Below are 25498 nucleotides of genomic sequence, written 5' to 3'. Positions count from 1 at the left end.
CCCCCTGGATGGGATGAGGCACCATGGGACCGGCGAGTGGCGGGATCGCTATTCGAGGTCATCGAGCCGGCCTGCGCGCCGCCCGACCCCGGGCGTCACGGCGCGGGCGGCACCTCGACGTTCGTGGCGTAGGTGAGCCCCTCGCCGACGGGCTGGCACGACGCGATCACGAAGTCGCGGAGCTTCTCGCCGCCCAGCCGCTCGAGGACCCACCCGACGAGGTACTGCGCGGCGAGGCACCCGCCCGCCGTCGCCACGTTGCCCTCGCACACGAAGGGCTGCTCCACGACCGTCACGCCGAGCCGCTCGAGCAGCGGCTTGGCCGTCGGATACGTGGTCGCGCGCCGGCCCCGCAGCAGCCCGAGCGCCCCGAGGAGCAGCGCGCCGGAGCACATCGAGCCGATGAGCTGGCGCTCAGGGTCGAGCTCGAGCTCGGCGAGCCAGGCGCCGTCGTTCATCTTCGCCCGGGTCCCGCGGCCGCTCGCGAAGAGCACGGCCGAGGCGCTCCGGGCCTCCCGCACGTGCCCGTGGGTGGGCACCGTCAAGCCGGTCATCGACCGGTGCTCGGCCGCGTCGCCGAGGATCCGCACCTCCCAGTCCGGGCGGGCCACGCGCGTGAACAGATCCCACATGAAGATGAGATCGATGTCCGTGTAATCGTCGAAGGCGATCAGCGCGACGCTGACCTTGCGCTCTCGCTGCAGCTGCGTTCCGGGGCTCGACATGGTCTCCGTCTCCACGCTCGCCCGCATGGTCGAGCAAGACGGGAGCGAAGTCCAGCGCCTCGCGGCGCGATCAGAGCGACGAGAACCGCATACGCTGCCGCGGGAAATACTTGCCGTTCAGGTTCGTGTAGTAATCGCGGATCTCGAGGCTCTGGAGCTCGAAGGCGTGCTTCAGATCGTGGAGCCTGTTCACCATGCCGTCGAGCCGCTCCATGTCCGTGACGTCGATGAGATCGATGTTGTCCGCGAGGAGCTCCGCGTGGCCCATCCCGACGTCGATCTGCTGGTGCTCGAAGAACGGATCGAAGGCGTCGAGCGGGGCTCCGTACGTCTCGTGCATGCATTGCTTGAAGCCCGCGATGTGCTCCTCCTGAAACTCCTGCGCCTCGACGAGCGCGGCCATGAGCAGCACCGAACACGGCTCGTGCTCGAACATCTCCCGCATCAAGAGCCCGATCGCGCGGGTCGAGACGAGCGGCGCGCTCCCCTTCACCTCGTCGCGCTTCAGGCCGAGGTTCTCGAGCGTCCTCACGACGAACTCGTCATGGTGCTTCTCCTGCTGGGCGTACCGGACGAGGACGTCCTTCAGCCGCCCCTCGGCGCGGCGCGCGCCGTGCTCGATCGCGAGGGGAAAGTCGCTGATGTAATGGTACATCTCGCACAGCCACCCCGTGAGCGCCGTCTTCGGCAGCGACCCGTGGCGGAACTCGTTCCCGATGTACGCGAGCCTCAGCTCGTCGCTCCAGATCTTGCAGATGCTGAGCAGCGCCGCCCGGACGCGATCCAGGTCCGCCCGCTCCGCAGGGGAGGAGAACACGACGCCGGCCTCCTCGAGGGACGCGAGGATCGAGCGCACGTCGTCGAGCGCGAGGCCGCTCCGCTGCGCGATCTCCTCGACAGAGTGGAAGCCCGTGCAATGGCTCCTCATCTTGAGGAACCGGAGCGCGTCCTCCGTACCCACCTCGAACCTCGAGTCGCTCGTGATGAGGAGCGCGGCGTCCGAGCTCGCGCGGATGTGCCAGATGTTCTCGCGGAGCCTGGGGTGCGCGGGCGCCTCGGCGGCGGTGATCTCTTGTGTCTCCATGGCGAAAGGTCTCCAGGTGAAGTTCGTTGTGTCGGCGATGCGCAGGCGCCGCGGGTCGCGCCCCGGACGACGCTCGATGAAGAAGACAGGGGAAGAGCGAGGAGCCGCGCCGGCCACGGCCGGCGCGGCCCCTCCGTCACGTCAGATCAGCCACAGACCGCGATGTCGGCCGGGCCGGCCTTGATGTCCGTCTTGACCTTGATGCCGGCCGCCTCCTTCTGGGCCTCCGACTTCTCGGCCGACGCGACGCTCTTGTCCTGCTCGATCTTCTTGATCTTCATGGCATTCTCCCTTGTTCGTACGGTTGTCGTTCGGGTGCACGCCGCCCTCGGCCGCGCCAGATGCGGAGCAGCTTCTCTCGGAATGCGGGGAGAACTGTATTCTGCATTAATGGATGACCCCAAACTTGTGTGGCCGATTTCAACGCTCAGCCGCTCATTGATGCGCAATGACGAGCAGGGCCGGAGCCTCGTCGATGACGCATTGGAGCGCGTCGCGGAGGGTCTCCGGGTCGAGCGCGGCGAAGCTCTCGTCGAGCAGGAGCAGCGGCGCGCCCTGCAGGAGCGCCCGGGCGATGTAGAGCCGGCTCCGCTCGCCATGAGAGAGCTGCCAGCCCATCTCCCCGACGATCTGCTGCATGCCCGCCGGCATGCGCGCCAGCACTCCGTCCAGCTTGAGCTTTCGGCAGATCGCCTCGGCGCGATCCAGGTCGCCCGGGCGAGGCGGCCAGCTGCGCCCCATGAGGAGATTGAATGCCAGCGTGCTCGAAAAGACGTGGTTCTCGTGGAATTGCGGCGCCGCAACCACGCGCCCACGCCACCCGTCCAGCCCCAGCGTCCGCCGGTCGAGGCCGTCGAGCAGGAGCAGGCCGCGGCTCGGCAGGTTCAGGCCTGCGAGGAGCGAGGCGAGCGTCGACTTCCCGCTGCCGGAAGGGCCCTCCAGCAGGAGGCGATCGCCCAGCCCGATGCGGAGGCTGCAGCCGTCGAGCACGGGCCGGGCGCGCCCCTCGTGCTGGTACGCGAGGTCGTGGGCCTCCAGCAGGGTCCGCGGCTCCGGGCCGTCGCCCGCCTCGGCGGGATCCGGCGCGGGGCGCGGGGGCGCCGCGAGCTCGACCTGCTCCGGGGCGTGGTAGAGCGCGGCGACCTGATTCCAGGCGACCGCCGCGCCCCCGAGCTGCCACAGGCCGGTGACCAGCGTGCCGAGCGCGCGCTGGCCGAGCAGCACGCCGGCGATGCTGACCGCGAGCGCCGCGGGCGAGGTCTCGCTGAGGACGAACGGGACCGCGGCGCCGAGCACGCCCAGGATCAGCCAGCCGCGCTGGGCGACCGCGGTGAGGGGGACGGCCGACCGGTCGAGCTCCCGGGAGCGCTCGAGGTAGGCCGCGAGCGCCTGGTCCTCGCCCTCGTGCCAGCGGTCCGCGCGCTCCTGGGCCAGCCGGGTCCGGTGGCCCACGAGCCGCTCCACGAGGTCGTGCGTCATCGAGAGGCGCTCCTCGGTCCACCGGCCGCGGCGCCGGACGTAACGCCAGCCCAGCGCGAGCACCACGGCGATCCAGGCGGCGAGGAGGGCGCCGTGCGCCGCCCCGGCCGCGCCGAAGCTCAGCACGCCGATCGCGACGGCCAGCTCGACGAGCGCGGTGACCGCCGCGAGGCCTCCGTCGATGCCCAGCGTCTCGAGCTCGGTCGACTCCAGGACCTGCCCGAGGAGCTGGCCCGCGCCGCGGCGCCGGATCGTGTCGGGCCGGAGCGCCAGCACGCCGGCGAGCAGCCGCTGCTTGAGGAACGTCCCGGCGCCGATCCCGAGCGCGCCGCCCATCCACGTCACGAGCAGCCGGCAGGGGATCAAGGTCAGGAGGAGCAGCCCCCACGCGAGGAGCCAGCCGTCGTCCAGGCGATCCTGGAGCGCGCCCTTGCCGATGAGCGCCCAGGAGACGATCCACAGCGCGTACGCCGCGGCGTGCGCGCCGAGGTAGAGCCCGAGGTCGCGCAGCGCGCGGCTGTGGCTGGCGTGCCGGGCGACCGCCGCGCCCGGCGGGAGCCTGAGGTGCCAGCAGCGGCGGATCAGCATCGCGCGGGAGCGCTCTTTCTGGATGGCCCGCGCCACGCGCTGCCGCCGCCGGGCGGGGATCTGCGCGCGCTCGATGAGCCGCTCCGCCGCGTCGAGCGCCGGCGCGTCCTCCTGGGCCGTGAGCGCGTCGCGCACGGCGGCGGCCGGCACCTTCACGAGCGACAGGTCCGGGCAGAGGAGCGTGACGCTCCGCCGGCCGCTCCGCAGGACGGCGAGGAAGAGGGAGCCCTTGAAGGTGAGGCGCAGGAGGGACGGGCCCGCGGCGCGCAGCAGCGAGGAGAGCTCGGCGTAGGGGACCTCGATGAGGTCGGCCTCGATCCCGAGCCACTGAGCGGCGGCCTCGATCCAGCGCTCCAGCGGGACGTTGTCGTTCGGGCGGAGCAGGTCCGCCGGCGGCACGGGCGGGGCGACGCCGCGCGGGGCGAGGTGACCGCGCTGCGCGAGCGCCGCGACGGCCTCGCCGAGCCGCGCGACGGGCCAGCTGCAGTCCTCGAGCGAGCGGCTCATGACGAGGGGGCGCCGCCTTCGACGAGCTTGCCGCCTTCGATGCGCAGCTTTCGCCAGAGCGCGCTGCCCCAGAGCTCCCGGGTGACCGCCTCCTCGGCGTCCAGGAGGGCCTTGTAGCGGGAGCCGGGCGTCGCCTCGAGGTCGGCCGGGGCCCCGTCCTCCACGACGCGGCCGTCCTCGACCACGAGGACGCGATCGAACGTCCGCGTCTCGCTCACGTCGTGGGTGACGCAGAGCAGGGTGGCGCCCTCCCACCAGGCCCTCGACCTGGCCAGCAAGGCCCGGCGCCGGGGCCGGTCGAGCCCGCGGAAAGGCTCGTCGAGCAGCACCAGCCGGGCGCGCCGCCGCAGCATCGCCCGGGCCAGGCGCACGCGCTGCCCCTGTCCTCCGGAGACGAGCGCGCCGCCCTCGCCGAGCGCGGTCTGGAGCCCGTCGGGCAGCGCCTCGAGCAGGTCGTGCAGATCCGCGGCCCGGATGGCGCCCCCGACGGACGGCGCGTCGTCGGGGCTCCCGTAGACGAGGTTGTCGTGGAGCGAGCGGTTCCAGAGCTGCACCGCGGGCTCGAGCCAGGCGCACTCGTGCCGCAGGGCGGCGATCCGGCGCCCGTCGAGCGGGGCGCCGCCGACGAGCACCCGCCCGGTCGCGGGGGAGTACCAGCCGAGCAGGAGCCCCAGCAACGTCGACTTCCCGGCGCCCGAGGGGCCGACGATGGCGATGTGGGCCCCGGCGGGGATCTCCAGGTCGACGTCCCGGAGCACCTGGTGGCCGGCCACCTGCACGCCGACGCCCTGCAGGGCGATGGCCAGGGGGCCGCTGTCCGCGGGGGCGCGCTCGGGGGCCGGACCCGTGGCCTCCCCTCCGTCATCTCCGGACTGCTCGATGGCGCCGAGCGGCTCGAGGAGGCGCAGGGTGATGTTGCGGTGGGCCGGGTACTGCCGGGCGAGCTGGCCGATCTCGACGCCCAGCACGGGGAGGTTGAGCATCCAGTAGAGCAGGAGGAGCGAGCTCGCGGCGCCGCCTGAGCGGTGGAGCGCGTCCACGAAGAGCCAGGCGGCGAGCCCGAAGCCGGCGGCTGTGTGCGCGCCCTCCACGCTGACGACCGTGCGCAGCAGCGCGTGCCCGGCGCGCGACCACTCGACGACCAGCGCCTCGTGCTCCCTGCGGATCGCGCGCTCGGCCCGGTGCGTGCGCACGGCCACGATGCCGAGGAGCGCGTCGAGGTAGAACCGGACCAGCGCGCCGGCGTGGGTGCGGACCCGGAGATCGGCCTCGACCAGGAGGGGCTGCGCGAGCAGCGGCAGGCCGAGGGCGGCGCCCGCGATGACGGCGGCGCCGGGCGCGCTGCCCGGATCCATCCACGCGATGGCGGCCGTGGTGATGACGAGCTCCAGCGACGCGCGGAGGAGGCGGCCTCCGACGCCGATCAGGAGCCGGAGCCGGTGGAGGCTGTGGCTCCGCTCCGCCATGTCCGACATGGGGCGGCTGTGGAAGTAGCGGTCCGCGAGCCGGGGCACCTTCTCGAGGAACAGCACCCGCAGGCGGGCCTCGAGGTGCCTGCCCAGGCGGAGGACGCCGGCCGTCAGGAACACCTCGAGCGCGAGCATCATCGCCAGGAACGCGAGGACGACGCCCAGGACGGCGGCGCGGCGCTCGATCGAGCCGAGGGAGATGGAGAGGTCGAGGAGGCTGCGGAGCAGGAGCGCCTCGAGGACGACGCCGGCGGCCGCGAGCGCGAACCCGAGGCCGAGCGACAGGGGTGTCAGGAGCCCGTCCTCGCGCAGGACGCGGAGCAGCTCCTTGCCCGGGCGGCGGGGCGGCTCCCTGAGCGCGGCGACGAGCTCGGGGGAGAGCTGCGCGCCGGCGTCCGACCCGAGGAGCTCCGCCGGCGGAGCGCGGTGTCGCTTGAGGGTGAGCACGACGGCGCCGCGGACGAGGAGCGTTTCGCCGGCCGCGTCCGGCGCGTCCGGCGCGTCCGGCGCGTCCGGCGCGCCGCGGGCGGACCAGAAGACCTCGGGGATGGCCTCCTCGGGCTGCGCGCGCGGATCCGACACCTCCGCGAGGGCCTTCACGGTCCCCGCGGCCTCGGCCCCGCGCCGGAGCGCGCCAGACTCCACGAGCGACTCGGCCATGCGCGTCGAGGCGTCGAGGACGGCGAGCGAGCGCCAGGTCGGGTCGGCGGCGGCGGCCTCGATCAGCGCCGCGCCGCGGCGCGGGACGCCGAGGCGCGCGAGGCGCGCCCCGAGCGGCCGCTGGAAGCTCTCCGTGCCGGCCCAGTCGCGCCAGTCCGCCGCCGGGACGCGGAGCGTGTGCACGTAGAGCTCCCCGAGCAGCCGCCTGCGCGGCGTCCAGCGCCGGCCGACCGCCGGATCCATGACCTGCACGAGCGGGCCGTGCTGCCGCCACACGACGACGAAATGCGCGAAGCCGTTCGGCAAGCGCACGATGACGAGGGCGGGCAGGGCGCCGCTCTCCGGCAGCAGCAGGTGATCGGCGGGGATCATGACCTGCTCGGCCTCGAACCCGAGCGTGTTGAGGACCTCCTCCAGGGTGTCGATGGAGGTCCCGTCGACGTGGGTCTGGCACGCCTCGCGGAGCCTGCCGTAGCTCACGTGGACGCCGAACCCCTCGAGCAGCGCCTTGAGCGACGCGGGGCCGCAATCCATGCCGGAGGTCTGCACGACCTCCGGGATGAGCAGGCGGCGCCGGCGCCCGTCCCTCGGCGCGGTCATGGCCCGCTCGCCGCGCTGCTCCCCTGCAGCTTCTCGCCGACGGTCCTGAGGACGAGCGCCGCCAGGGAGATCCTCTCCACCTCGACCTCCACCTTGCCTGGCAATCCGTGCTGGAGGAGCACGGCGGTGTCGTGGCCTGGCTGGACGCCGAGCTCGACGCGAACCAGGCCGTCGCGCAGCTCGCTCCCGACGCTCTTCACCACGACAGGGACGCTGCCGTATTGCGTCCACGGGAACCCGTCGAGCCGGAGGCGCCCGGGTTGCCCCGGGGCGACGCGCCCGGCGGCGTGCGCCGGCGCATACTCGGCCACGATCCGGAGCACGCCGCCCGGCACGAGCGAGGTGATCTTGTCACCCCGGTGGAGGAACGAGCCCACCTGAAAGCCGCTGATCTCGCCGACCTGGCCCGAGATGGGGGCGACTATCCGGTGGTCGTCGATCTGGTCGCTCAACTTCTCGATGACGGCGCGCACCTCGGCCGCTTGCGCCTCGAGCTGCACGAGGTCGCGCCGCTGCTTGAGGAGCTCGACGCCGAGCTCGGTCTCCTTGGCGCGCCGCTCCGCCTCGGTCCGGAGGAGGGAGAAGCGGGACGCCTCCAGCACGCCCCTGCGCATCTTGCCCTCGCTGTCGGCGCGCGCGGCGTCCGACGCGGAGAGCAGCCCTTCCCGGCTGAGCCGCACCGCGCGCGACGCCTCTCCTTCGGCGTAGAGGGCCCCCGACTCGGCCTCGCGGCGCCTCGCGATCGCCTCGCCGAGGCGGGCCTGCGCGACGCCCTGCTGCTCGCGCAGGTTGCGCTCTTGCGCCTCGATCTGCGCGCGCACGGCGGCGATCTGCGCCTCGACGCCGGCGCGGCGCACCTCCGTCTGCGCGAGCTCCCTGCGCAGGACGCGCGCGTCGAGCTCGACGAGCACATCGCCCTGCTGCACCTGCTGCCCCAGGGCGAACTGCACGGCGATCACCTCGCCGTCGAGGGGCGTCTGCACCGGGTGGGCGGCCTCGCGGACCTCCACGCGGGCGCGATTCGAGACCTCGTAGAGGTTGACGCGGGCGAACACGAAGCACGCCCCCCACACCCCGAGCACCGCGGCCGTCGTGGCGACCCCGAGCACGCCCCGGCGCGAGCTGTCCGCGCGGAGCGCGAGCACTGAGCGGGAAAAAGGGATCGACACCGCAATATTCCTTGGCGAGAGGGCCGGGGGCGGGGCGCGGGGCTTCGTCGAGCACGAACGGGCCCGGCAATGCGTGTAGAGGACTTGCCGGCCAATGACCAATTTTCGGAGATTCGAGATCATCCGCGTGATCAGCGCCTCGAGCGCGGCGGGGAGCTCCGCGGTGGACGGCGGCGAGCGCGGCCGCGACGCGCACGCCGAGCGCCAAGCTCTCCTCGCTGCCCGCGCTGCGCCGCGCCGGAGGGCTCACGGTGTGGGGCGACCCGCGGCTCACCGGGCTGGTGGTCAGCTCGCGCCGCGCGGAGGCGGGCCTAGCTGCTCGAGCTCGGCGATCTCGTCGTCGGTGAACACGCGGGAGCGGGTGAGAAACCGCACGCCGCGCGGCGCCTCGACGGAGAAGCCGCTGCCGCGGCCGGGGACCACGTCGATCTCGAGCTGGGTGTGCTTCCAGAGCTCGAACTGCGCGGCGCCCATGTAGAACGGGCAGCCCTCGATCTCGCCGAGCAGCACGTCCTGCCCGCCCACCCGGAACTCGCGCCGCGGGAAGCACATCGGGGCGCTGCCGTCGCAGCAGCCGCCCGACTGGTGAAAGAGCACCTCCCCGTGCTCGCCGCGGAGCTCGCGGATGAGCGCCGCGGCGGCAGGGGAGACGGTCACGCGTGAGACGGCCATTGCGGCGCCTCCGATCAGAAGAAGCCCATGGGCTTCGGGTCGTAGCTGACGAGGAGGTTCTTCGTCTGCTGGTAGTGGCGCAGCATCATCGCGTGCGTCTCGCGGCCGATCCCCGAGTGCTTGTAGCCGCCGAACGCCGCGTGCGCCGGGTAGAGGTGATAGCAGTTCGTCCACACCCGGCCCGCCTGGATCGCGCGGCCCGCGCGGAATGCCAGCGTGCCGTCGCGCGTCCACACGCCCGCGCCGAGGCCGTAGAGCGTATCATTGGCGATGGAGATCGCGTCGTCGTAGTCCTTGAAGCTCGTGGCGCTCACCACGGGCCCGAAGATCTCCTCCTGGAACACGCGCATCCTGTTGTGGCCCTGGAAGATGGTGGGCATTACATAGAAGCCGCCCGCGAGATCGCCCGGGAGCTGCGCCTGCTCGCCGCCGAGCAGGACCTTCGCGCCCTCCTGCTTGCCGATGGCGAGGTAGCTCAGGATCTTCTCGAGCTGGTCCCGCGATGCCTGGGCGCCGACGGTCGTGGCCGGATCGAGCGGGTTGCCTGGCACGTGGCGCTTCGTGCGCTCCACGGCGCGCTCCAGGAACTGGCCGTAGATCTTCTCGCTGATCAGCGCGCGCGACGGGCAGGTGCACACCTCGCCCTGGTTCAGCACGAACATGGCGAAGCCCTCGAGCGCCTTGTCGAGGTACTCGTCGTCCTCGTCGAGCACGTCCTGGAAGAAGATGTTCGGCGACTTGCCGCCGAGCTCCAGCGTGACCGGGATCAGGTTCTCGCTCGCGTACTGCATGATGAGGCGGCCCGTGGTCGTCTCGCCCGTGAACGCGACCTTGTTGACGCGCGGGCTCGACGCGAGCGGCTTGCCTGCCTCGACGCCGAAGCCGTTCACCACGTTGACCACGCCCGCCGGGAGCAGGTCGCCGACGAGCTCCATGAGCAGGAGGATCGTGGCCGGCGTCTGCTCTGCCGGCTTGATGACGACCGTGTTCCCCGCGGCGAGCGCCGGCGCGAGCTTCCAGGCCGCCATGAGCAGCGGGAAATTCCAGGGGATGATCTGCCCCACCACGCCGACCGGCTCGTGGAAGTGGTACGCATACGTGTTCGCGTCGATCTCCGCGACCGACCCCTCCTGCCCGCGGATCACGCCCGCAAAGTAGCGGAAGTGGTCGACGGTGAGCGGCAGGTCTGCCGCGAGCGTCTCCCGCACGGGCTTGCCGTTGTCCCAGGTCTCGGCGACCGCGAGCATCTCCAGGTTCTGCTCGATGCGATCGGCGATCTTGTTGAGGAGGATCGAGCGCTCCGCCGGCGAGGTCTTCGCCCACGAGGCCTTCGCCGCGTGCGCTGCGTCGAGCGCCTTCTCCACGTCCTCCGCCGTGGACCGGGGGATCTCGCAGAACGGCTTCCCCGTCACCGGCGTGATGTCCTCGAAATACTGGCCCTTCTGCGGCTCCTTCCATTCTCCCCCGATGAAGTTGCCATAGCGAGACTTGAACGAGATCTTGGCAGAAGGCGTGTTCGGCGGGCTGTACACCATGATGCGTCCTCCTCGGCGAGCAGTTGCGCGCGGAAGCATCGTCCGATCGCGGCCCCGGATCCACCGCTTGCGCTGAGGGCGAAATTGATGCGGGGTTGCGCGGGTGCGACGCGCGTTGACGCGCGTTGACGCGCCCGCTCGGGCGGCGACGACGGTTGCGACCACGGCTGACTCGGTCTGTCAGGAGGGGCGCTCGGGCCGCGTCGTGCTCGACGCCAGTTGAGCTGGCCAAGCCTGCGCTCGCCGGGGGCGGAAGAGACGTGCGTGAACGTGAAGGGCTGAAGCAGAGTTACGCGGCCTTCGCCGGCTTCGGGTTCAGCTCGAGGAAGCGGCGCTGGTAGGCGTACGAGCGAAAGAGGATCTGCAGCGGCGGCTCGTTGCCGCTCTTGATCTCGACCTTCGCGCCGTCGTCGTGGTCGGCGCAGTGCGGGATGCGCAGCGTGTAGCTCGTGCCGCCGCCGGTGCGCACCGCGATGCCCCCGAGCGCGAGCCCGGCCGCGGCGACGGCCACGTTGGTCCCGGTCTGGCCGTCGTGCGCCTTCGCCTCGATGCCGCGCGTCGCCGGCCTCCCGCACACGCAGCAGCCTTGCGGCCAGCTGATCGACTCGCCCGTCACCGGCGCCGGAAAGCCCGGGGTCGGGTGGACGTAGTCGCCGGCGAGCACGGTGAGGACGCGCTTGTCGACGAGGTACGCGGCCTGGCACTTGTCGCAGAACGCCGGGTCCTCGGTGTGGTTGAGCTCGATCTCCGCGAGCTTCGCCTGGCACCGCGGGCACGTCGCGGTGCCGGCCAGGTCCCTGGCGACGAGGAGCGACCCGAACGCGAACACCGCGAACCCGAGGCCGCCGACGAGGCAGAGCAGCCACAGCAGACCGGAGCGGTCCATCATCGCGCGGAAGCAAAGGAACGAGAGGCCGGCGAGCACCGCCGTGATGACGGCGTACTTGATGGTGGAGCCCGTGTTGCGGGTCACGGTGGACGTCATGAGCGCGACCTTAACGCCGGTCGCCCCTCGAGCGCGCGCCGAACGCTGTCGCGGAGAGAGGGTAGAGGGTAGGAGGGCAGCGCGTTCAAACGCCCTCCGGCGGCCCAGTCCCACCCTGTCCCACATGCCCGTCGACGTGATGCCCGGAGCGCGACGCCGTCTCGATCCGCTGGAAACACGCACGTTCTGGGCAAGCTGGCGGGTCCGAGTGAGCCAGGAGGGCGTCGGAGTAAGGCTCGCACGCCCGATGGAGAGCTCTCAAGTCCTTGACCTCAGGGCTCCCTCATCGACGGCGCGCACCTCGCGAGGATGCGGTCTACAGAACCGATACGGCGATCGCGCCGTACACCCACGAGACGTTCAGGAGTGCCACATTCTCTTTCGATCAGGGCGTCTCGTCCCAGACGCGACCCGATGCAGTTCCATTGCTACCGGGGTTGAACACCTCGACGGCGATGACCTGATAGGTGGGATCGTCGCTCGCGTCCAGATTGTTCGTGTTCGGAAGAATCCAGCCGTTATCGGCCCATGCCTTCACGTGATCGGCGAATATGATCTTGTGGTCCTCTCCGAGGGCCTGCGGCCGAGCAGGCTTGCTCCAGTACTGGTAGAAAGTGGAGCGACCATTGATCGAGGGCTGCTGCGTCCGCGTCGAGCGGTAAGTGGAATACTGAACCCCATCGCTCATGAAGGTCTTGCCAGCGGTAGCACCCTGGCTGGGGTCATAGCTCCATCGTTGCAGAATGTAATACTCCACCAGGTGTGCCGGGTCTGAAGAGGGCATATCCTTGTCGTACCCCCAGCCGTACAGAGCGATATAGCTCGCGCCGCTGTCGTTATTCAAGCGGTAGCCGATCACCCTGCTCTCATCTCCGTAATGCCACCCTGGACCACCGACATAGTTATAGCCACCGCCCTGCCAGGTCACGCTGAATTCGCCGTTCGGGTCCACAGTCAAAGATGCCGAGCCGCCATCTTTCCAGTGAGTGAAGAAAAAATCACCGACATGGCCCGTCGCGTGATTTGAAGTGATCACAGTTTTGTCAGTGTACTGCTCAGTGTAGGCTGAGTACTTGGAAAAATCGGGGAGGGGCGTAACGCCACCAGAAGAACTAGAGCTGCTCGAAGATGAGCTAGAGGTGCTCGAAGATGAGCTAGAGGTGCTCGAAGATGAGCTGGAGGTGCTCGAAGATGAGCTGGAGGTGCTCGAAGATGAGCTGGAGCTGGAGGATGAGGATGAAGAGCTGCTAGAAGACGATGAGCTGCTCGAGGGTCCTGTGGCATCGGTACCATCGCCACAGCCTGCTAGCGCGACTGACGCGAACGCCAGGATGAACCAACGAGAGGATCGATTCTGCTGTAAATTTGTCATAGTTGTTTTCCAGAATTGCTCGCTGACGATTGGTATCCTATAATATTTCACGGTTTATCGGGATTGTTTTTGCGTCCGCGAATTGTTTCCCCCCTTGCAGAACGTCTCGCCGAAGACGATCGCCGCCCGCAGGGCGCGCCGCAGATCGAGATCGAGCGCCTCGAGGCGGGCCTGCACCATGCCATGACGAGCACCGTCCCGGGCACGCCCGCGCGCTTGCCGCCCGCCACGGCGCGGAGCTGCTCTTCCAGGTAGAACGGGCTGCCCTCCCCGCGGCCCACGAGCGTCTTCACGAGCTCGTCGCTCGCGTCCTGGCCGAGCGCCTGGCGCCGCGGGCGCTCCCCCGGGCACCGCGCGGAGGGAGAGCGCGCAGCGCGCCGCCCGCATGGCGAGGTCGGTGGGCGCCTCCGCGCTGGCGAGCACGATGACGGGCGACTGGTCGGCGAGGATCTCGAGCTGCCCCCGGTAGCGCTCCGCCACCGTGCGCAGCGCCCGCGTCCGCCGGTCCATCTCCTGCGCCAGCCCTTGCGCCGAGCGCGCCAGCGCCGCCTCGACGATCGCGTCGCGGGCCAGGATCAGGCGCACGACCTTGCGCTCGCCGCTCGTGACCTCGCGCGACCGGGCGCCGGCGGACGGCGCGCCGCCGCGCGCCTGCTCGGGCGCCATGAAGGCCGAGTTGCCGAGCATCGCGCCCATCTCGAACCTGTCTCCGACGATCTCTCCAGCGCGCATGGGCGCCCGAGCATACCGCGGCTCGCGGCGCGTCCAGCGGCATCGCCGGCCGACCCGCCCCCGCGGCGGGCGAGGGATATCCGGTGCCACCGGAAAGATGCACCGACATGACGATCGTCCCCGGTCGCGCCCGGGGGCGGGAGCGCTTGAATCGATGCGCTCTCTCACAGAGTGACGAGGATTTGAATGTCCGGCTCCGGTCGGACCAGGTCAGAGTTGCGCGCCCTCATCGTGCAGCGCGGACGTGCTTCGAGGCGCGCGGGGTGCTGGTCAGTCCCACGGTCGAGCCCTGGTCGCGGTTTCTTTGAGCCCCGCGGCGAGGGAGCCTCCTCGCCGGGGGCCGCCGAGTCGAGCGGGCGGGATCTCGCGAGGCGCGGGGGGCTACGGCAGGCAGGTGTTGAGCAGGACGCTCACGGTCTCGACTTCGGCGTTCGCGATCGCGAGATCGGACCTGCCGTCGCCGTTCAGGTCCGCCGCTGCCACCGCTCCGGGCTGCGTGCCCACGGGGTAGTCGACCTTCGGGGCGAAGCCGCCGTCGCCGTTGCCCAGCAGCACGCCGACCCTGGAGTCGTCCTTGCTGACCACGCATCTACGACGTGCCGGACGAGACGGCGATGGCCGCGGTCGTCGCGCGCAGCAAGCAGCAGAACGCCGGCTTCGTGTACGCCACCGACGACCGGATCGTCGTCGACGCTGCCGGCTCCGTGGTCGGCGTTCCCTGGGATACCCTCCCGCCGTACTGGGACGCCGAGCTGGTCGAGGCGGCCGGCATCGACGACACGCTGGCGCCCGATCCGCCGGACGGCCTCGACGCGACGGCGGCGTCAGGCACCTCGACGGCGCGCGTGACCGTGACCTGGAACAACCCCTGGGATGACGTCGCGACGGCCGGCTATGAGGTGTTCCAGGACAGTGTCTCGATCGGGACGACGTACGACAACGAGATGACGGTGACCGGCCTGCTGCCGTCCACGAGCTACACATTCCAGGTCAAGGCCTGGGACGCGGCGGGCAACGCGAGCGACCCCAGCTGCCCGCTGTCCGTGGTCACACCTGCGGCAGCCGCGGCGCCGATCCTGAGCCCGTCCTCGTGCCTGAGCGGCTCGGTGGCGAGATACCAGGCCACGTACGTGGATCCGTTCGCTTATCATCGCGTGTTCATCAACAGCGACAACGACACCGCCACCGGATACGACCTCCCTCCGGGGCAGCCCGCCGGTATCGACTACATGATCGAGAACGGCTGGCTTTACCGGCACACCGGGCCCGGGTGGGCGTGGGTCCTGGTGAGCGGGGTCTCGCCGCTGGTCTCGACCACGGAGGATGTGTTTGTCTGGGAGGTGCCGATCAGCGCGTTCACCGGGGCGGCGACCACGCAGGTGGTGGTGTTCCAGGGCGGCTCGCCCGACGCGTACAGCGAGGCGCTCACGGTCCCGCTGAGCTCGGGCTGCTGAGGCGGCGCCGCCGCGGCGCGGTGTCGAGCGTGGTAGCGGGACGTGCAGCTCCGAGCCGCGGCGGCGCAGCTCCAGGGTCGTTGCCCCGGTGCTCCTGGCCTGGTATGGCTAGGGTGGCTGTCATGAGCTGGACCAAGGATGACCAGAGCAAGCTCGACCGTCTCCGTGGCAAGGAGCTCTCCGGCACGCTGACGGAGCCCGAGCAGGCGGAGCTAGCGGCGCTCATGGCGCGGATCGAGGCGGAGGAGGCGGCGCTGCTTGCCCCGGATATGGCTCGGCTGCGTGCCGAGGCCGGAGACGTGGCGGCCGAGCTGGCTCGGGTCGAGAGCGAGAACGAACAGCTGGCCCAGCTCATGGCCCAGCAACAGGCCCTCGTGGCCGACACGCGCAGGTTCCTCGAGGAGTTCGACCGGCGCCGCGCCTCCATCCTCGACGGATTTGCCCGCATCGCCGGCGGCCCGCTGCACGCTGCGTGAATGGCCGTCTCGACGGAAGCGCGCTCCATCGTCCGGGCCGCCTTCGGTGGCCGGTGTGGTTACTGCGGCGTTTCCGAAACGTCCGTGGGGGGCGAGCTGGAGATTGATCACTTCCACCCGCTGGCAGCGGGTGGGTCCGATGACATCGAGAACCTCGTCTACGCTTGCACCGCTTGCAACCGGTTCAAGGGCGACTATGCGCCCGCACACGATGCACCTGAGAGCTTGCGACTCCTTCGCCCTCAGCGTGATGATTTCGGCGCGCACGTCGAGGAGACGGTCCACGGTCGGCTGATCGGGCTCACGCCTCGTGGCTGGTTTCACATCCAGCGACTGCACCTGACGCCCTTCGCGATGCCGCTACTTCCGTACTGGAGGTTGATCGGGCCTTGCTCCGGGCGTGATCCCGCGGGGGCGCTGCGCCCCTCGGCAAGAGCGCTGCGCCGCGCGAGGGCCTACTCGTACACGGCGGCGTAGCGGCCGCTGGGGGTGACGATGACGTGGGCCGTGAGCGGGACGTGCAGCTCCGAGCCGACGCCGAGATCCGTGCGGCTTACTGCGCGGCCTTCGGATCCATCCACAGCACCTCCCAGTGGTGCCCGTCGAGGTCCTCGAAGCTCCGCCCGTACATGAACCCGTGGTCCTGCGGCGGGTCCGGCTCCTTGCCGCCGCCGGCGAGCGCCTTTTCCACCATCGCGTCCACCTCGGCGCGGCTCTCGCACGTGAGCCCGAAGGCCCCCTCCACGTGCGTCGCAGTGTCGCAGATCTCCCTCTTGGTGAACGTCTTGAAGAACGGCTCGACGAGCAGCATCGCGTAGGCGTGCTCGCCGATGAGCATGCAGGCGGCCTGCTCGCCCGTGAACTTCGGGTTGAACGTGAAGCCGAGGGACTTCCAGAACGCCACGGAGCGATCGAGGTTCTTGATGGGCAGGCTGACGAAGAGCTTGTGGGACATGAGTTGTCCTCCTTGTTGCCCCATGGACGCCCCGCCCGCGGCGAAATCATCGGTCGCTCGAAAAAATCTTCGCGCCCCTACCCCGGCAGCTCCATGGGCAGGCCCAACGCCGGGAACAGGACCTCGGTGTCGAGGAAGAAACGTGGTGCGGGCGATGCGGCCCGGCGACGGCTCGGGCACGTCGAGCGCCCAGGCGCGGCAGCCGCCAAGCTGGGCGGCGCGTACAGCAGAGCGGTAACCGCTGAGGCCGACGTGGCCATGCCGTGGCTCGGCGCGAGCCGTGTGGTGATGGGCTTTGCCGCCGGGGCCCAGCCGCCGTCGGACGCACGGCCGGTGCTGCCAAGGGCTGCGGACGTGAGTTCTGGAGGTGCGCAGCGCCGGGGGCGGCGCTTGCTTGCGGGGCGCGTCAGGAGGCGGAGCTGGCGGAGGCGCGGAGCGGCTCGGCGGAGAGCTCGCGCTCCCTGGCGGCGGGGACGTGCTTGGGGGCGGTCTTGAGGTGGGTGGCGTACAGGGTGAGGCCCGTGAAGGTGATGCCGCCGAGCATGTTGCCGAGGACGGTCGGGATCTCGTTCCACACGATGTAGTCTGTGATCGAGAAGTTGCCGCCCATGAGCAGGGCCGACGGGAACAGGAACATGTTCACCACGGAGTGCTCGAACGTCATCGCGAAGAACAGCATGATGGGCATCCACATCGCCGTCACCTTGCCGCCGACGGTGTTGGAGATCATCGCGCCGACGACGCCGGTCGAGACCATCCAGTTGCAGAGCACGCCGCGCACGAAGAGCGTCAGCATGCCGGCGGCGCCATACTCCTTGTAGCCGAGCGTGCGCGCCTCGCCGATGCCGGAGATGGCCTTGCCGACGGCGCTGGGCTCCGTGGAGAAGCCGAAGGTGAAGACGACCGCCATCATCACGGCGACGGTCAAGGCGCCGGCGAAGTTGCCCGCGAAGACCAGGCCCCAGTTGCGCAGGACGCCGCCCACGGTGACGCCCTTGCGGCGATCGATCAGCGCCAGCGGCGACAGCACGAACACCCCCGTGAGCAGATCGAAGCCCAGCAGGTACAGCATGCAGAAGCCGACCGGGAACAGCATCGCGCCGATGATCGGGTAGCCCGTCTGCTGGGTGACCATCACCGCGAAGACGGCGGCGAGCGCGAGCAGCGCGCCGGCCATGTAGGCTCGGATCAACGTGTCCCGGGTCGACATGAAGACCTTGGACTCGCCCGCATCGACCATCTTGGTGACAAATTCTGTCGGCGCCAGATAGGACATAAGCTTGGCTTTCCTCCGTGAAGACGTGACCCGCGAGAGGACTCGAGCTTGGCGCGCCCGCCCCTGGCTGGCCGGGCCGCGCTGGCCGGCGCGGCCTGGGCGGCAGCGCAAGCGGATCGTCCGGCGTGTGCCGGAGCGATCGAGCTCCCACAGCGTCACCGCGGAATGTAGACGGGGCTGCGTTTCGTCAACGTTTCCGTCGATGATCGATATGTGATTTGTCGAGAGGCGAGGCATGGGGCCGGCGCCGGGATCCCCTCTCACGCCGCCCCAGGTGGACCGGCCGAGGCGCGTCTGCCTGTCTTGTCCTGCGAATCGGAGTTCTGGATGAAGAGTCCCAGAGGTGGGACTCGACGTCTCCGAAAGGTCTGGACGAGGAGAAGGATTCCCGCCGACCGTGCCGTCTACGGCACGGGCTCGACGTCGAACGTCGCCGTGGAGATCCCTTGTCCATCATATGAATCGCCGATGACGCGCAGGCGGTAGAGCGCGGTGTGGTCCGCGTTCCACACGAGGAGGCCGAGCCCGATGACGGACGACTGCTCGGTCGTGTGCGTCGTCGCCCCGCTCAGGTACGTCCTCTGCTCCCAGCTGCCCGTGAGCCCCGCCGGGCAGGTGTCGACCTCCGTCGGGACGTCGCCCAGCGCGCTGAAGGTCCCCTTCGCGCAGAGGGAGCCCGGCGTGGGCGAGGAGAGCGAGAGCACCATCGCCTGATAGAGGCTCAGGTCGCCGCCGCCCGCGACGATGGCGCCGTCGGCGAGCCGCACGCCGTCGCTCTCGGTCGCGACCGACGGCGTCACGAGCGTCACCCGCCTCGGTCCCGTCGATTCCTCCGGGACGGCTTCCGTACCACCGCACCCGCCGACGAACAGCAACGACAACGACAGCCATGCGCGCATCGAACGCCTCTCCATGCGATGACCAGCGGAGGAAAGGGGCCCCCGGACAGCCAGGCTAACACGGCGCGCGGCGCGCATGGAGAGCCGCCGGCAGCGGGGCGCTGGTCGAGGAGACTCGGGGAGCGTCGCCACGACGTGCATGTCGGCGCTGAGCGCGCTGCCCGAACAGGTCTCGTTGCTCTGGTTCCTCTTCTATCTCCGCTCCGCGGGTGCCTTCGCGGCGCTCGACGAAGAAGCGCCCGAAAGACACGCCGGCCGGCCTGGTTTCAGGCCGACCGGCTACAGGAGAGTGCATGGAAACCGTCGAGCGTGCCTCGACCAGCGAGCCCCCGGCTCCGGCTCCTCTCCGCCCCCGGCACCGAACAACCCGCGCCGGCCAACGACGAGGAGATCCTCCCGACGCCGCTCGACCGCAGGAGCTGCGATGAAGCACGGCGACGTTCGCCCCGCCGCGGCGAGCGCGGCCGCGACACCCGAGGTGGCGGCGCTCCTGCAGGGGCTGCTGGCGCAGCCGGTGCCGCCGCTGTCCTGGGCGCAGGAGATGCACCTCCAGCGGCGCGTCGCCTCCCGCATCGATCAGCTCGCCGCCGAGGCCGCGGGGCGGGGTGCCCGCGCCGCCCGACGGCCGCCTCTCCGCGGCCCCGCGATCACGCTCGCCGCGGTGCTGGCCGCGGTCGTCCTCAGCGAGGTTGTCGTGCTTCGGGCGCGCCCTCCGGCCCCCGTGGCCGCGCGGGTGACCGCCCTCCAGGGCTCGGTCGAGATTGCCTCCGGCGGCGCGACGCGCTCGCCGCCGCCGCTCGCCTTGGTGCCGCTCGCGAGCGAGGACGAGCTGCGGACCGGCGAGCAGGCGACGGCGAGCGCGTCGCTGGCGACGGGCGCGACGATCGAGGTCTGGCCTTCGACCCGCGTGAGGTTCACGTCGACGGGCGCCGGGCAGGACCGCTCCGACGACGTCGTCGCCCTGGAGCGCGGCCGGGTCTCGGTCGCGGTGCCGCCGCTCGCGGCGGGCATGACGCTGTCGGTCCGCACCCCGGACACCACCATCACGGTCCACGGCACGCGCTTCTCGGTCGAGCGGCTGGTCGGCCCGGAGGGCGAGCCTGTAGAGACCCGCGTCTCGGTGGTGGAGGGGCGGGTCGCCTTGCGCCACGGCGCGGTCGAGCGCTTCGTCGGCCAGGGCGAGACGTGGTCGTCCCGCGGCGCGGAGCCCGGGGTGGCGCCGCCGGCCGGCGGCGCGGCGGGCGACGCGCAGGCGCCGCCGCCGCGAGGGGCCGAGCCGCAAGGGGCCGATCGGGACCAGCTCGCCCGCGACGAGGCCGCGGCGGGCGCGTCGAGCGCCCCGCGCGACCCGCCCGAGGCCCCGGCGGACGCCTCGCTGTCCGCACAGAACCATTAGCGTGTGATGCGTTTCATGACGTGAGCCGCGCGGGCGCTGTGGCAGCGGGGGCTGACCTGACGGCTGCTTCCGGGCAACCCGCCATCGCGCACCGCCGCACTCCGACGCGAGATCCCCACCGAGCCGGAGCCGCCGAGCTAGAGCGCCGCTGTAGCCGCAGGCGGCGCTTGCGGTCACCGCGGCCCCGGCTCGACTGGATGGACGGCGCGGCTGGCGTGGTTCGCCATCGGCGCCGCTCGTTCTCGACCGCGAGGGCCGTGTGCTGTGTCGTCGCGGTACCTCGTGGTATCTCGCGGCTCGTGCAACGAGCCATCCAGGGCCCGCCGCCCGGCTTCGACGACCTCACCATGCACGAGCAGATCGAGTACGTCCAGACGCTCTGGGAGCGGATCGCGGCGGCGAGGGAGGACGAGGTGCCGGTACCCGAGTGGCACAAGACCGAGCTCGATCGCCGGCTCGCTGAGCACGAGGCCGCACCGGATGCCGGCCGCTCCTGGGAACAGATCGAGGCCGACCTCCGTACGCACCTCGCAACGCGTCGATGAGCCGGCTCCTCGTTCTCCCGTCTCCCGAGCTGGACATCCGGGAGGCAGCGGACGGGTACGAGGGCGAGGAGGACGGGCTGGGCGGACAGTTCGTCGATGAGCTACGACACATCGTCCGCCGGATCAGCGACCTCCCGTCTGAACCCAAGGTGAGAGCTGGCCGAGCGATGCTCCAGGGTTGACCCCGCAGGCTTCGACGATGGCCGTTTCAGCATGGAATGATGGCCGACCCATCATTCCATGCTGACGGAGCCATCATCGACCTTGAATCCGCCAGGGGGAGTCCACGGCCCCCCGAACGACGACGAAGAAGCTGTCTAGCCCCCTACGAGATCGAGCAGCACCAGGCGGGCCAGGCCGCCGCTCCCCCGCGAGGTGGCCGACATGCTGGGCGTGATGCTCTCGCCGCCGCGAAGGCCCGAGCAGACGGCGCGAATGCGCAAAACGGCGCTGCCCGGGGTTGGGGCATCCTGGACGACGTGGCGGTGCTGCTCGCGGAGGACGCCGGCACTCTCCACCTGAAGGACGTCACGCCCGAGGCGCCGTACCGCCTCCGCCTTGAACTCGGGCGTGAACGCCCTCCTCTTTCACCGTCCCATCCCTGCCTCCTGGTGTCTCCTGGCGTGTCCACGGAGGCGCGGGAGGACCAGGCGGGGCTCGCGTCGGGCTAGCGCGCCCGCAGCATAGCGAAGTACAATTCAACCTGTCATCCAGATCCTCAAAGGGATGCGGGGCGGCAGAAGTGTGGGAGTCGGTAGCTAAAGGTGGGACAATCGTCACGCATGGGCGTGATGGTTAGTGCTGAGATGGGGGATCGCGAGGCCGCATGAACACGTGCCGCGCAGCAATCCGCTGAACGTAAGCTCAATTATGGTGGAGGCAAAAAAAATGAAAGGCGGCGCCAAGCTTATGTCAAGACCTGATCAGCCAGAGCTGTCACGCGGATTGACCCTTCTGCGCACATTACGGGGACACGGCGACTGGATTGGACGCATCGCATGGTCGCCAAACGGACGATACCTAGCATCGGCATCTGCCGACAAAACCATACGATTGTGGAACATTGACACCAGTGACCATCCACGTGTCCTCAAGGGTCACTCAGACGTCGTATTCGCAGTCGCATTCGATCCAAAGAGCAATCTGTTAGCCAGCGCATGCAGCGATAAAACGGTTAGGTTGTGGAATGCGAACAGCGGAAATCCGATCCGGACGTTCAAAGGCCATGATTTGCAAGCAACCAGCGTTGCTTTCGGATCCGGCGGCAGCATCCTGGCTAGTGCATCCAATGACAGAACGATTAAGCTATGGGACATAAATGGCCGCCTGCCGCACCGCACTCTAATAGGCCATCTAGACATGGTCAGAAGCATTGTCTTTGGCTCTGGCAATATTCTAGCCAGCGCGTCTCTGGATAGCACAATTAAGCTGTGGGACTCAACCAATGGCCAAATTCGCCGCACGCTAGAGGGGCATAGGGCAGGATTGAGCAGTATTGCCGTTGAGCCGCACAGTAGAATCTTAGCTAGCGCATCCTCCGATAACACGATTAAACTATGGGAACCATCAACGGGGAAACTGCTCCGCACGTTCGAAGGGCACACTGGAGCAGTAAGGTGTGTCGCATTTTCTGCCGATGGACGAGTTATCGCCTCAAAGGGTAGCGACGACACCGTCCGTCTTTGGCACAAGGACACAGGATCATGTGTAGCGATCATTCCAGCCCCGAGCTCCCCATACTGGTCATCTGGCCTTGTCTTTCATCCGAATCTTCCCAGGCTCGCGACGGTGGGAGCAGATCCAGAAGACCCGAATTCCCGCGATCGTGTCATTCATTTATGGGATCTTGACTATGACGCTTTGCTAAACAGCGATCCATCTGCAACCCTCACATATACCAGCGCAAAGATCGTAATGGTAGGAGAGAGCAACGTCGGCAAGTCATACCTTGCACATCGCATTGCAACTGGGCAAGCACCGGGCGATGGCGTCATTCATAGCACTCATGGCATGAAGTTTTGGCCTCTTGAGCCGGAGCAGCTGCGCCCTGGCGCAGATTCACCCGAGAACCAGCAACGCGACGTGGTGCTCTGGGACATGGGTGGTCAAGAGGAGTACCGCCTTATTCATCAGTTATTTCTTGATGATACTACGGTAGCACTTGTATTGCTCGACCCCACACGTGGAAACACAGCATTCAAGGAGGTCGAATCTTGGAACAAATACCTAGCAAAACAGCTCTACGGCCATAACACGGTTAAGTTGCTTGTAGGGACCAAGCTGGATTTCCCTAGCAACACAATCGACCGGCAAGGCTTGACGCGCTTGCAGCAGGAATGTGGCTTCGTGGGATTTTATGAGACCAGCTCGCTTACGGGACGTGGAATACCTGAATTGTGCGAGGCCATTACCAGGGCCATCAATTGGGATAACCTCGGCACGACCAGCCGCCCTGAACTTTTCCAGCGCATCCGTAAGGACATCGAGGCGCGTCGAAAGAAGGGCGATGTCGTTGTCCACGTGCAGGACCTGCTCCGCTCCCTTAGCGCTCAAACGCCGACACAGGACGACGAGCGGGCTGTTCACGCTGTGGCGGAGCAGCTTGCCATGCAAGGCGTCATCGCTCGCTCGCGCGTGTTCACAGGAGAACCTGTGTTAGTGCTGCAGGTGCAAGAAATCGAACGCTACGCCGGATCGCTCATCGTGGCGGCACGCAACAACCCTCGTGGTGTGCCGGCCCTCGACTTACTGGCGATTGTGCAGCCCGGGTTCGAAATGCCAGGAATCCCCGCAAGGAATCGGCTGCCGCGTGTGCAGGAACTTCCGGTGCTGGAGTGCACCGTAGAGTTACTCTTAGACCATGGTATTTGCTTCAAGCATGAAGGTCTCTTAGTCTTTCCTACGCTCTTTGCTCCCTCGCCGCATCCCACGGACGTCGATCTATCGCACGCGGTATCGCTCTATTATGATTTCTCGGGAGCCATCGATAATATCTACGCTTCATTAGTCGCGTGGTTGGTGCTGGCCCGAGACTTCGGTCGGGTCCGACTCTGGGCGGATAGAGCGGAGTTTGAGATTGCCAACTGCGGCCTCTGTGGCCTGCGAAAGGTGGGACGAGCCGGTGGGCTTGCTCACGTAGATGTGTATTTCGGAGCCGACACTCCGTCCAGTCAACAGGAACTATTCATCAGCTTTGTAGAGGAACATCTACGACAACATGGCGTGGACATCCGTGAACACGTTGTATTTACATGCCAATGCGGCAATAAGCTTGACGAAGAAACAATCCGTAGGCGCATTGCACGTGGCGCTAAGGACATGAGCTGTCCTGTATGTGAGGTGCGTCATAGCTTGGCCGACGGCGCCGCGGAAGCACGTCAACGGAACCCAAAGCTCTACGAGAAAACCTGGGCGCTAAAGACTCGCATAGAAAGAGCTCGTCGAGAGTTGTCAGAAGAGGTAGTGCAGGCGATGGAGAAGGAAGAACAAAAGAAAGTGACAAACGATCCAATCCGTGTACTTCATCTGAGCGATCTGCACTTCCGTGCGGACACGCCGGTTAGCACCAGACTGCAGTGGCTGTCAGATGACCTGCGGCATGGCGACGACTGGGGAAGAAACGGAATCGATCGACTCGACTACATAGTAATATCGGGAGACTTCACCGACAAAGGAACTCCCGAAGGGCATGAGCGAGCTTACGAATTTGTTTCTAGCCTTACGAGTGACTTCGGTATCTCGGCCGAGCGATGTATCTTCGTCCCTGGAAATCATGACGTGCGTGATATGCTTTCTGCATATGAGATCCGAGATAGTATCGCAGACCTGAGGGACGACGAATACGTAAAACAAGGTGACATATACCTCGTTCCTCATCCAGAGAAGTACCTTCTTCGACTGAAGTCATTCTCGGACAACTTTTATCACAAATTTCTGCAACAACCTTACCCGGCCGACTGCGCCACCCAAGGAATCTCTATTCCATTCTGGGAGACCGGCATCCAGTTCTTGACATTCAATTCGTCATGGCAGATTGACAGATTTCATCGAAAACGATCGAGTGTGCATCCGACAGCGATGGCGCACGCACTGCGCATGGCCCAAGTGCAGGAGAAGGGTGCGCGTGCGGATGGTCGCCTCGCGTTGGATGCGCCCCTGCTTCGCATTGCCGTATGGCACCATGCTGTGACCGGGCCGGAGCAGATGAAGAATACGGACTTTCTTGGTAATCTGCAGAAGAACAACGTAAAGCTCGCCCTGCACGGCGATGTGCACGAGATGAGGAGAGAGCTCGTCGCCTACTGGCATGCGAAAGCTCTGCACGTGATTAGCTCGGGTAGCTTCGGGGCACCCGCCGATGCTCGCCCCGAGTCTACACCGCGCCTGTATAACTTGATTGAGATCGATCGCGGGCTGAAGGGCGCGCGGGTGCATACACGAATGCAGCCCAAGGCCGACGGACCGTGGAAAGGATGGAACGAATGGCCAAGGATAGATGGCGTCCACGGCGCAGTTCCATATTTTGATATTATATGGTAGTATGCAAGCGACGACTCATGAGTCGCCCCTTCCTCGTATCCTTCCGACCTCTCTGCCGCACTCCTTTTGGTCGTCGTGCTTCCGCGCAGTTCGGGTTGCCTTCGTTCATCGATGGATCTATCCGTCGTGAACCGGACCTCGAATCTGCGTTCCCATCAATCACAGCGCTCTGCCGGAAAGGCAAGTTTGCGCCGCGCCTTCATGAGTCGGACCGCGTTGCGTACATAACAACGCGTGGCTCGTACGGACCGGGGCTCAAGGCGCACTGGCGTCTTGTTGCACTCCTACGTGTCATAAATCGTTGTAAAGATCACGAGGAGGCAGCCGATTGGTACCGTACTCGCGGTTTGGCCCTCCCCCGTAACTGCATGGTTAGCGGGA

22 protein-coding genes and 1 pseudogene are annotated in these 25498 nt (G+C 68.1%); 8 read left to right on the top strand and 15 right to left on the bottom strand.

What is annotated here, in order from left to right:
* Nucleotides 1-95: 95 nt before the first annotated feature.
* The 10 genes from WME85_RS08950 to WME85_RS08905 all read right to left on the bottom strand — a co-directional run bounded on the left by WME85_RS08950 (nucleotide 96) and on the right by WME85_RS08905 (nucleotide 12509).
* Nucleotides 96-725 (bottom strand): DJ-1/PfpI family protein, encoded by a 630-nt coding sequence (locus WME85_RS08950; RefSeq protein ID WP_437837058.1) that lies wholly within the window; start codon nucleotides 723-725, stop codon nucleotides 96-98.
* A 70-nt stretch (nucleotides 726-795) separates the two neighbouring features.
* A complete protein-coding gene (locus WME85_RS08945) occupies nucleotides 796-1809 on the bottom strand; it encodes an iron-containing redox enzyme family protein (RefSeq protein ID WP_437837056.1) in 1014 nt (337 codons plus the stop codon).
* Nucleotides 1810-1955: 146 nt separating this feature from the next.
* Entirely contained in the window at nucleotides 1956-2090 is a 135-nt protein-coding gene (locus WME85_RS08940; protein WP_437837055.1) for a hypothetical protein, read from the bottom strand.
* 154 nt (nucleotides 2091-2244) lie between these two features.
* Nucleotides 2245-4383, bottom strand: a complete 2139-nt coding sequence (locus WME85_RS08935; RefSeq protein WP_437837053.1) for an ATP-binding cassette domain-containing protein — start codon at nucleotides 4381-4383, stop codon at nucleotides 2245-2247.
* Nucleotides 4380-7112, bottom strand: coding sequence for an ATP-binding cassette domain-containing protein (locus WME85_RS08930; RefSeq protein ID WP_437837051.1), 2733 nt, complete (start codon nucleotides 7110-7112; stop codon nucleotides 4380-4382). Before WME85_RS08930 ends, WME85_RS08935 begins: the two co-directional genes overlap by 4 nt.
* Entirely contained in the window at nucleotides 7109-8281 is a 1173-nt protein-coding gene (locus WME85_RS08925; protein WP_437837049.1) for an HlyD family secretion protein, read from the bottom strand. Before WME85_RS08925 ends, WME85_RS08930 begins: the two co-directional genes overlap by 4 nt.
* Before the next feature lie 285 nt (nucleotides 8282-8566).
* Nucleotides 8567-8953: a DUF779 domain-containing protein gene (locus tag WME85_RS08920; RefSeq protein ID WP_437837046.1), complete on the bottom strand. Its 387-nt coding sequence runs from the start codon at nucleotides 8951-8953 to the stop codon at nucleotides 8567-8569.
* A 14-nt stretch (nucleotides 8954-8967) separates the two neighbouring features.
* Nucleotides 8968-10488: an acetaldehyde dehydrogenase ExaC gene (gene exaC / locus WME85_RS08915; protein ID WP_437837045.1), complete on the bottom strand. Its 1521-nt coding sequence runs from the start codon at nucleotides 10486-10488 to the stop codon at nucleotides 8968-8970.
* Between the two features lie 289 nt (nucleotides 10489-10777).
* Nucleotides 10778-11473, bottom strand: a complete 696-nt coding sequence (locus tag WME85_RS08910; protein WP_437837043.1) for a hypothetical protein — start codon at nucleotides 11471-11473, stop codon at nucleotides 10778-10780.
* 385 nt (nucleotides 11474-11858) lie between these two features.
* Nucleotides 11859-12509: a glycoside hydrolase family 11 protein gene (locus WME85_RS08905; RefSeq protein ID WP_437837041.1), complete on the bottom strand. Its 651-nt coding sequence runs from the start codon at nucleotides 12507-12509 to the stop codon at nucleotides 11859-11861.
* Between the two features lie 37 nt (nucleotides 12510-12546).
* Here WME85_RS08905 and WME85_RS08900 point away from each other — a divergent pair, with 37 nt between their 5' ends.
* Entirely contained in the window at nucleotides 12547-12888 is a 342-nt protein-coding gene (locus tag WME85_RS08900; protein WP_437837039.1) for a hypothetical protein, read from the top strand.
* Between the two features lie 11 nt (nucleotides 12889-12899).
* On the opposite strand, the gene WME85_RS08895 is transcribed toward WME85_RS08900, so the two are convergent.
* Both WME85_RS08895 and WME85_RS08890 read right to left on the bottom strand, forming a co-directional pair.
* The gene (locus WME85_RS08895) at nucleotides 12900-13577 is read right to left on the bottom strand and encodes a hypothetical protein (protein ID WP_437837037.1); all 678 of its coding nucleotides are present in this window, start codon (nucleotides 13575-13577) and stop codon (nucleotides 12900-12902) included.
* Nucleotides 13578-13958: 381 nt separating this feature from the next.
* Nucleotides 13959-14162 carry an FG-GAP repeat domain-containing protein gene (locus WME85_RS08890; protein ID WP_437837035.1) on the bottom strand — a complete coding sequence of 68 codons (204 nt, stop codon included), beginning with the start codon at nucleotides 14160-14162 and terminating at the stop codon, nucleotides 13959-13961.
* 11 nt (nucleotides 14163-14173) lie between these two features.
* Here WME85_RS08890 and WME85_RS08885 point away from each other — a divergent pair, with 11 nt between their 5' ends.
* From WME85_RS08885 to WME85_RS08875, 3 genes are all read left to right on the top strand, one after another.
* On the top strand, nucleotides 14174-15031 hold the full coding sequence (locus WME85_RS08885) for a fibronectin type III domain-containing protein (RefSeq protein WP_437837033.1): 858 nt from the start codon (nucleotides 14174-14176) through the stop codon (nucleotides 15029-15031).
* A 122-nt stretch (nucleotides 15032-15153) separates the two neighbouring features.
* Nucleotides 15154-15507 (top strand): hypothetical protein, encoded by a 354-nt coding sequence (locus WME85_RS08880; RefSeq protein WP_437837031.1) that lies wholly within the window; start codon nucleotides 15154-15156, stop codon nucleotides 15505-15507.
* Nucleotides 15508-15984 carry an HNH endonuclease gene (locus WME85_RS08875; RefSeq protein WP_437837029.1) on the top strand — a complete coding sequence of 159 codons (477 nt, stop codon included), beginning with the start codon at nucleotides 15508-15510 and terminating at the stop codon, nucleotides 15982-15984.
* A 76-nt stretch (nucleotides 15985-16060) separates the two neighbouring features.
* On the opposite strand, the gene WME85_RS08870 is transcribed toward WME85_RS08875, so the two are convergent.
* The 3 genes from WME85_RS08870 to WME85_RS08860 form a co-directional block, all read right to left on the bottom strand.
* The gene (locus WME85_RS08870) at nucleotides 16061-16462 is read right to left on the bottom strand and encodes a VOC family protein (protein ID WP_437837027.1); all 402 of its coding nucleotides are present in this window, start codon (nucleotides 16460-16462) and stop codon (nucleotides 16061-16063) included.
* Between the two features lie 406 nt (nucleotides 16463-16868).
* The gene (locus tag WME85_RS08865) at nucleotides 16869-17738 is read right to left on the bottom strand and encodes a formate/nitrite transporter family protein (protein WP_437837024.1); all 870 of its coding nucleotides are present in this window, start codon (nucleotides 17736-17738) and stop codon (nucleotides 16869-16871) included.
* Nucleotides 17739-18142: 404 nt separating this feature from the next.
* Nucleotides 18143-18637: a hypothetical protein gene (locus WME85_RS08860; RefSeq protein ID WP_437837022.1), complete on the bottom strand. Its 495-nt coding sequence runs from the start codon at nucleotides 18635-18637 to the stop codon at nucleotides 18143-18145.
* 424 nt (nucleotides 18638-19061) lie between these two features.
* On the opposite strand from WME85_RS08860, the gene WME85_RS08855 reads away from it, so the two are divergent.
* The 4 genes and pseudogenes from WME85_RS08855 to WME85_RS08840 all read left to right on the top strand — a co-directional run bounded on the left by WME85_RS08855 (nucleotide 19062) and on the right by WME85_RS08840 (nucleotide 25117).
* Complete coding sequence (locus WME85_RS08855) at nucleotides 19062-20033, top strand: FecR domain-containing protein (protein ID WP_437837020.1); 972 nt, start codon at nucleotides 19062-19064, stop codon at nucleotides 20031-20033.
* Between the two features lie 299 nt (nucleotides 20034-20332).
* Nucleotides 20333-20578 (top strand): addiction module protein, encoded by a 246-nt coding sequence (locus WME85_RS08850; protein WP_437837018.1) that lies wholly within the window; start codon nucleotides 20333-20335, stop codon nucleotides 20576-20578.
* Between the two features lie 870 nt (nucleotides 20579-21448).
* Nucleotides 21449-22252 (top strand): annotated as a pseudogene (locus WME85_RS08845) (WD40 repeat domain-containing protein); the annotation flags it as partial.
* A gap of 114 nt (nucleotides 22253-22366) precedes the next feature.
* Entirely contained in the window at nucleotides 22367-25117 is a 2751-nt protein-coding gene (locus WME85_RS08840; protein ID WP_437842260.1) for a metallophosphoesterase, read from the top strand.
* The last annotated feature ends 381 nt before the right edge of the window (nucleotides 25118-25498 follow it).

Origin of the sequence: Sorangium sp. So ce1153 (assembly GCF_051521595.1) — a bacterium.
Taxonomy (GTDB): Bacteria; Myxococcota_A; Polyangia; order Polyangiales; family Polyangiaceae; genus Sorangium.
The sequence above is the reverse complement of the archived record's forward strand: the minus strand, read 5'-3'. Positions and strand labels throughout refer to the sequence as shown.

Bases quoted from the DNA above. Each gene is read 5' to 3' on its own strand.
- WME85_RS08950 (WP_437837058.1), bottom strand. From the start codon at position 725: ATGTCGAGCCCCGGAACGCAGCTGCAGCGAGAGCGCAAGGTCAGCGTC.
- WME85_RS08945 (WP_437837056.1), bottom strand. From the start codon at position 1,809: ATGGAGACACAAGAGATCACCGCCGCCGAGGCGCCCGCGCACCCCAGG.
- WME85_RS08940 (WP_437837055.1), bottom strand. From the start codon at position 2,090: ATGAAGATCAAGAAGATCGAGCAGGACAAGAGCGTCGCGTCGGCCGAG.
- WME85_RS08935 (WP_437837053.1), bottom strand. From the start codon at position 4,383: ATGAGCCGCTCGCTCGAGGACTGCAGCTGGCCCGTCGCGCGGCTCGGC.
- WME85_RS08930 (WP_437837051.1), bottom strand. From the start codon at position 7,112: ATGACCGCGCCGAGGGACGGGCGCCGGCGCCGCCTGCTCATCCCGGAG.
- WME85_RS08920 (WP_437837046.1), bottom strand. From the start codon at position 8,953: ATGGCCGTCTCACGCGTGACCGTCTCCCCTGCCGCCGCGGCGCTCATC.
- exaC (WP_437837045.1), bottom strand. From the start codon at position 10,488: ATGGTGTACAGCCCGCCGAACACGCCTTCTGCCAAGATCTCGTTCAAG.
- WME85_RS08910 (WP_437837043.1), bottom strand. From the start codon at position 11,473: ATGACGTCCACCGTGACCCGCAACACGGGCTCCACCATCAAGTACGCC.
- WME85_RS08895 (WP_437837037.1), bottom strand. From the start codon at position 13,577: ATGCGCGCTGGAGAGATCGTCGGAGACAGGTTCGAGATGGGCGCGATG.
- WME85_RS08880 (WP_437837031.1), top strand. From the start codon at position 15,154: ATGAGCTGGACCAAGGATGACCAGAGCAAGCTCGACCGTCTCCGTGGC.
- WME85_RS08875 (WP_437837029.1), top strand. From the start codon at position 15,508: ATGGCCGTCTCGACGGAAGCGCGCTCCATCGTCCGGGCCGCCTTCGGT.
- WME85_RS08870 (WP_437837027.1), bottom strand. From the start codon at position 16,462: ATGTCCCACAAGCTCTTCGTCAGCCTGCCCATCAAGAACCTCGATCGC.
- WME85_RS08865 (WP_437837024.1), bottom strand. From the start codon at position 17,738: ATGTCCTATCTGGCGCCGACAGAATTTGTCACCAAGATGGTCGATGCG.
- WME85_RS08860 (WP_437837022.1), bottom strand. From the start codon at position 18,637: ATGCGCGCATGGCTGTCGTTGTCGTTGCTGTTCGTCGGCGGGTGCGGT.
- WME85_RS08855 (WP_437837020.1), top strand. From the start codon at position 19,062: ATGAAGCACGGCGACGTTCGCCCCGCCGCGGCGAGCGCGGCCGCGACA.